Origin of the sequence: Herbaspirillum lusitanum P6-12 (genome assembly GCF_000256565.1) — a bacterium.
Classification (GTDB): domain Bacteria; phylum Pseudomonadota; class Gammaproteobacteria; order Burkholderiales; family Burkholderiaceae_D; genus Herbaspirillum; species Herbaspirillum lusitanum.
The window spans coordinates 1-4644 of sequence record NZ_AJHH01000706.1 but is presented as its reverse complement, the minus strand read 5'-3'; the positions used below and the strand labels follow the sequence as shown (position 1 = coordinate 4644).

Genomic DNA, 4644 nt, shown 5'->3' with positions numbered 1-4644 from the left:
CGGCTCAGCAGGTCGATCTGCAGGTCGCCGCGCGCCGCGCGCGCTTCCTTCTTGTTCATGTACCAGTAATGCGCGCGATCCAGGTAGAGATACACCACCGGCGTCGTGAACAGCGTCAGCGCTTGCGACAGCACCAGGCCGCCGACCATCGCGTAACCGAGCGGACGGCGCAATTCGGAGCCGGCGCCATGGCCCAGCATCAGCGGCAGTCCCGACAGCAGCGCGCACATGGTGGTCATCAGGCCGTATACTAGGCGCCGGTTCCTGCGCACGGCCGCGACGCGTCAATGCCTGCAAACGCGCCAGCAGTTCGAGGAAGGAAAACGGCTTGATCAGGTAATCGTCGGCGCCGTCGTGCAAGCCCTTGATGCGGTCTTCCACGCGGTCGCGCGCGGTCAGCATGATCACCGGCGTCTGCTTGACGGTGCGCAGCGAACGCAGCACCGAGAAGCCATCCAGCCCCGGCAGCATGACATCCAGCACGATCACGTCGTAATCGTGCTGGATCGCCAGATGCTGGCCGTCGATGCCGTTGGCGGCCAGATCCACGGTGCATCCCTGCTCAGTCAACCCTTTGCAGAGGTACTCCGCCATCTTGTGCTCGTCTTCGACAATCAGAATTTTCATTCCTGCTCCAGGTACCGCGTGCATGGACATCAACTAGTGCGATTCTATTACAGGAGCGGCGCCGCCCTTGCGTGCCGCCTTGCGCGCCGCGCGCGCTTCCTTCTTGTTCATGTACCAGTAATGCGCGCGATCCAGGTAGAGATACACCACCGGCGTCGTGAACAGCGTCAGCGCTTGCGACAGCACCAGGCCGCCGACCATCGCGTAACCGAGCGGACGGCGCAATTCGGAGCCGGCGCCATGGCCCAGCATCAGCGGCAGTCCCGACAGCAGCGCGCACATGGTGGTCATGTGATCACCGGCGTCTGCTTGACGGTGCGCAGCGAACGCAGCACCGAGAAGCCATCCAGCCCCGGCAGCATGACATCCAGCACGATCACGTCGTAATCGTGCTGGATCGCCAGATGCTGGCCGTCGATGCCGTTGGCGGCCAGATCCACGGTGCATCCCTGCTCAGTCAACCCTTTGCAGAGGTACTCCGCCATCTTGTGCTCGTCTTCGACAATCAGAATTTTCATTCCTGCTCCAGGTACCGCGTGCATGGACATCAACTAGTGCGATTCTATTACAGGAGCGGCGCCGCCCTTGCGTGCCGCCTTGCGCGCCGCGCGCGCTTCCTTCTTGTTCATGTACCAGTAATGCGCGCGATCCAGGTAGAGATACACCACCGGCGTCGTGAACAGCGTCAGCGCTTGCGACAGCACCAGGCCGCCGACCATCGCGTAACCGAGCGGACGGCGCAATTCGGAGCCGGCGCCATGGCCCAGCATCAGCGGCAGTCCCGACAGCAGCGCGCACATGGTGGTCATCATGATCGGGCGGAAGCGCAGCAGACAAGCCTGATAGATCGCCTCTTCCGGTTTCATGCCGTGTTGCCGTTCGGCGGTCAGCGCAAAGTCGATCATCATGATGCCGTTCTTCTTGACGATGCCGATCAGCAGGATGATGCCGATCAGCGCAATCACGCTGAGGTCGTAGCCGCCCGCCATCAGGATCAGCAGCGCGCCCACGCCGGCCGACGGCAGCGTGGACAGGATCGTCAGCGGATGGATGTAGCTCTCATACAGCAGGCCCAGCACGATGTACACCGCGATCAGCGCCGCCGCGATCAGGTAAGGCTGCGACGACAGCGAATCGCCGAACGCCTTGGCCGTGCCCTGGAACGCGCCGGTCAAGGTGGTCGGCACGCCCATCTCGGCCTGGGCCTGGTTGATGGCGTCGACCGCCTCGCCCAGCGCCACCCCGTGCGCCAGGTTGAACGAAATCGTCACCGCCGGGAACTGGCTCTGGTGGCTGATCGACAGGTAAGCGGTCTTGGTCGTGTCGACCTTGATGAAGGTCGACAGCGGTACTTGCTGACCGGTCAGCGGCGAGGTCAGGTAGAGCTTGTTGAACAGCGCCGGATCCTTCTGCAGCTCCGGCGTGACTTCCAGGATCACGCGATAGCTGTTCACCTGCGTGAAGTACTGCGCGACCTGGCGCTGGCCGATGGCGTCATAGATCGTGGCGTCGATCAGCGCCGGCGAAATGCCGAAGCTCGATGCACGCGCGCGGTCGATCGTGATGGTTGCCGTTGCCGCCGAGTTTTGCTGATCGGAGGCGACGTCCGTGAGTTGCTTCAGGCGACGCAGGCGATCCACCAGTTTCGGCGCCCAGACGTTGAGTTCATCCAGGTTGGAGTCGGTCAGGGTGTATTGATATTGCGTACGCGACAGACGGCCGCCGACGTTGATATCCTGGCTGGCCTGCATGAACAGATTGACGCCCTGGATCTTCGCCACTTGCGGTCGCAGGTGCGTGATGATTTCGCTGGCGTCCAGCGTGCGGCCTTCGCTCTTCGGTTTCAGTGCGATGAAGAAGTTGCCGGTATTAAAGGTGGTCGAACCCGCGCTCATCGCGAAACCGGTCACGTCCGGATCCTTGCGCACCACGTCGGCCACTTGCAACAGCCGGCGATGCATCGCGCTCGACGAGATATCCTGCGCCGATTCGGCAAAGCCGGCGATCACGCCGTTGTCCTGTTGCGGGAAGAAGCCTTTCGGGATGAAGATGAACAGCGCCACGGTCACCGCAACGGTGGCGAGGAAACTCATCAGCGTGATGAACTGGTGGCGCAGCACCAGATCGAGGCCGCGCTTGTAGCCGTTCAGCAACGCGTCGAAGAAGCGCTCGAACAACTGATACATCTTGCCGTGTTGTTCGGCGTGGCTGTTCTTGAGGAAGCGCGAGCACAGCATCGGCGTGAGCGTCAGCGAAATGATCACCGACACGCCGATGGTCAGCGTCACGGTCACGGCAAATTCACGGAACAGGCGGCCGACGATGCCGCCCATCAGCAGCAGCGGGATGAACACCGCCACCAGCGACACCGAGATCGAGATGATGGTGAATCCGATTTCGCTGGAGCCTTTCAACGCCGCTTCCATCGGCGACATGCCTTCTTCGACATAGCGGTAAATGTTTTCCAGCATCACGATCGCATCGTCGACCACGAAGCCGACCGCGATCGTCAACGCCATCAGCGACAGGTTGTCGAGACTGTAGCCGACCAGGTACATCACGGCGGCGGTACCCATGATCGCCAGCGGCACCGTGATGCTCGGGATCAGCGTCGCCGCGATGTTGCGCAGGAACACGAAGATCACCATCACCACCAGCGCAATCGTCAGGACCAGCGTGAACTCGACGTCTTCCACCGAAGCGCGGATGGTCTGGGTGCGGTCGATCAGCGTATTGACGTGCACGCTGGCCGGGATCGCTGCGCGCAGGCGGGGCATCGCGGCCTTGATGCGGCCGACCGTCTCGATCACGTTGGCGCCGGGCTGCTTGGTGATGGCCAGCACGATGGAGCGGCCATTGGTCAGCGTCGTATCGGTTTCTGCCGCAGCGCCGGAGAACGCCCACGCGGCGATCTTCATGTTTTCAGGCGCGTCGATCGCCACGCCGATGTCGCGCACGTGGATCGGTGCGCCGGCGCGGTAAGCCAGCACCATGTCGTTCCACGGATCGGCACTCAGCAACTGATCGTTGGTATAGACGGTAAAGCTCTGATGCGTGCCGTCGACCGTGCCCTTGGGCTGGTTCACGGTGGTGGTGGCGATCACGCCGCGGATGTCTTCCAGGCTCAGGTTCAGCGTCGCCAGCTTGGCCGGATCGACCTGGATGCGCACGGCCGGTTTCTGCGCGCCGTTGACGTTGACCAGGCCGACGCCGGAGATCTGCGAGATTTGCTGCGCCAGGATGTTGTCAGCGAAGTCGCTGACCTGCGTCAGCGGCAACGCATCGGACTGCACCGACATGATCATGATCGGCGAGTCGGCCGGATTGACCTTGCGGAAGGTCGGCGGATTCGGCAGGTTGGACGGCAGTTGCCCGGTCGACGCGTTGATCGCCGCCTGCACGTCGAGCGCGGCAGCGTCGATGTTGCGGTTGAGATCGAACTGCAAGGTGATCTGGGTGCTGCCCAGCGCACTTTGCGACGTCATTTGCGACAGGCCGGCAATCAGCGAGAACTGGCGTTCCAGCGGTTGCGCAACGTTGGAGGCCATGGTTTCGGGACTACCGCCGGGCAAACTGGCGGAAACCTGGATGGTCGGGAAGTCGACCTGCGGCAGCGGCGCGACCGGCAGCAGCGGCCAGACGGCAATGCCGACCAGCAGGATCGCCAGCGCCAGCAGCGTGGTGCCGATGGGACGCTTGATGAAGGTAGCGGACACACTCACTTTGCGGATCCTTTCGCAGCAGGAGCATTAGCAGGCGCATTAGCAGAAGCAGCGGCGCCGTTGGCGGCAGCCTTGTTCTCAATCACGTGGCTGCCGGGCTTGAGCTTGTACTGACCGTCCAGCACCACGCGTTGATTGACCTCGAGACCCTGGCTCAGCACTGCGACGCCGTCCTGGATGCGCGTGACCTTGACCGGCTGGATCGCCGCCGTTTCGTCGGCCTTGACGATGTACACGTAGGTGCCTTGCTGGTTGCGCTGGATCGCCGCGGCAGGCAGGGTCAGCGCCGGCGCGG

Annotated in this window: 1 protein-coding gene and 5 pseudogenes; all 6 read right to left on the bottom strand. The window is 62.8% G+C overall.

What is annotated here, in order from left to right:
- A pseudogene (locus HLUSI_RS30270) lies at positions 1–242 on the bottom strand (efflux RND transporter permease subunit); the annotation flags it as partial.
- A gap of 13 nt (positions 243–255) precedes the next feature.
- Positions 256–627: pseudogene (locus tag HLUSI_RS30265) on the bottom strand (response regulator); the annotation flags it as partial.
- 33 nt (positions 628–660) lie between these two features.
- Positions 661–918 (bottom strand): annotated as a pseudogene (locus tag HLUSI_RS0122885) (efflux RND transporter permease subunit); the annotation flags it as partial.
- Between the two features lie 2 nt (positions 919–920).
- A pseudogene (locus HLUSI_RS0122880) lies at positions 921–1145 on the bottom strand (response regulator); the annotation flags it as partial.
- A 33-nt stretch (positions 1146–1178) separates the two neighbouring features.
- Positions 1179–4349, bottom strand: a complete 3171-nt coding sequence (locus HLUSI_RS0122875; protein ID WP_029363914.1) for an efflux RND transporter permease subunit — start codon at positions 4347–4349, stop codon at positions 1179–1181.
- Positions 4346–4644 (bottom strand): annotated as a pseudogene (locus tag HLUSI_RS30260) (efflux RND transporter periplasmic adaptor subunit); the annotation flags it as partial. The gene HLUSI_RS0122875 and the pseudogene HLUSI_RS30260, both read right to left, overlap by 4 nt.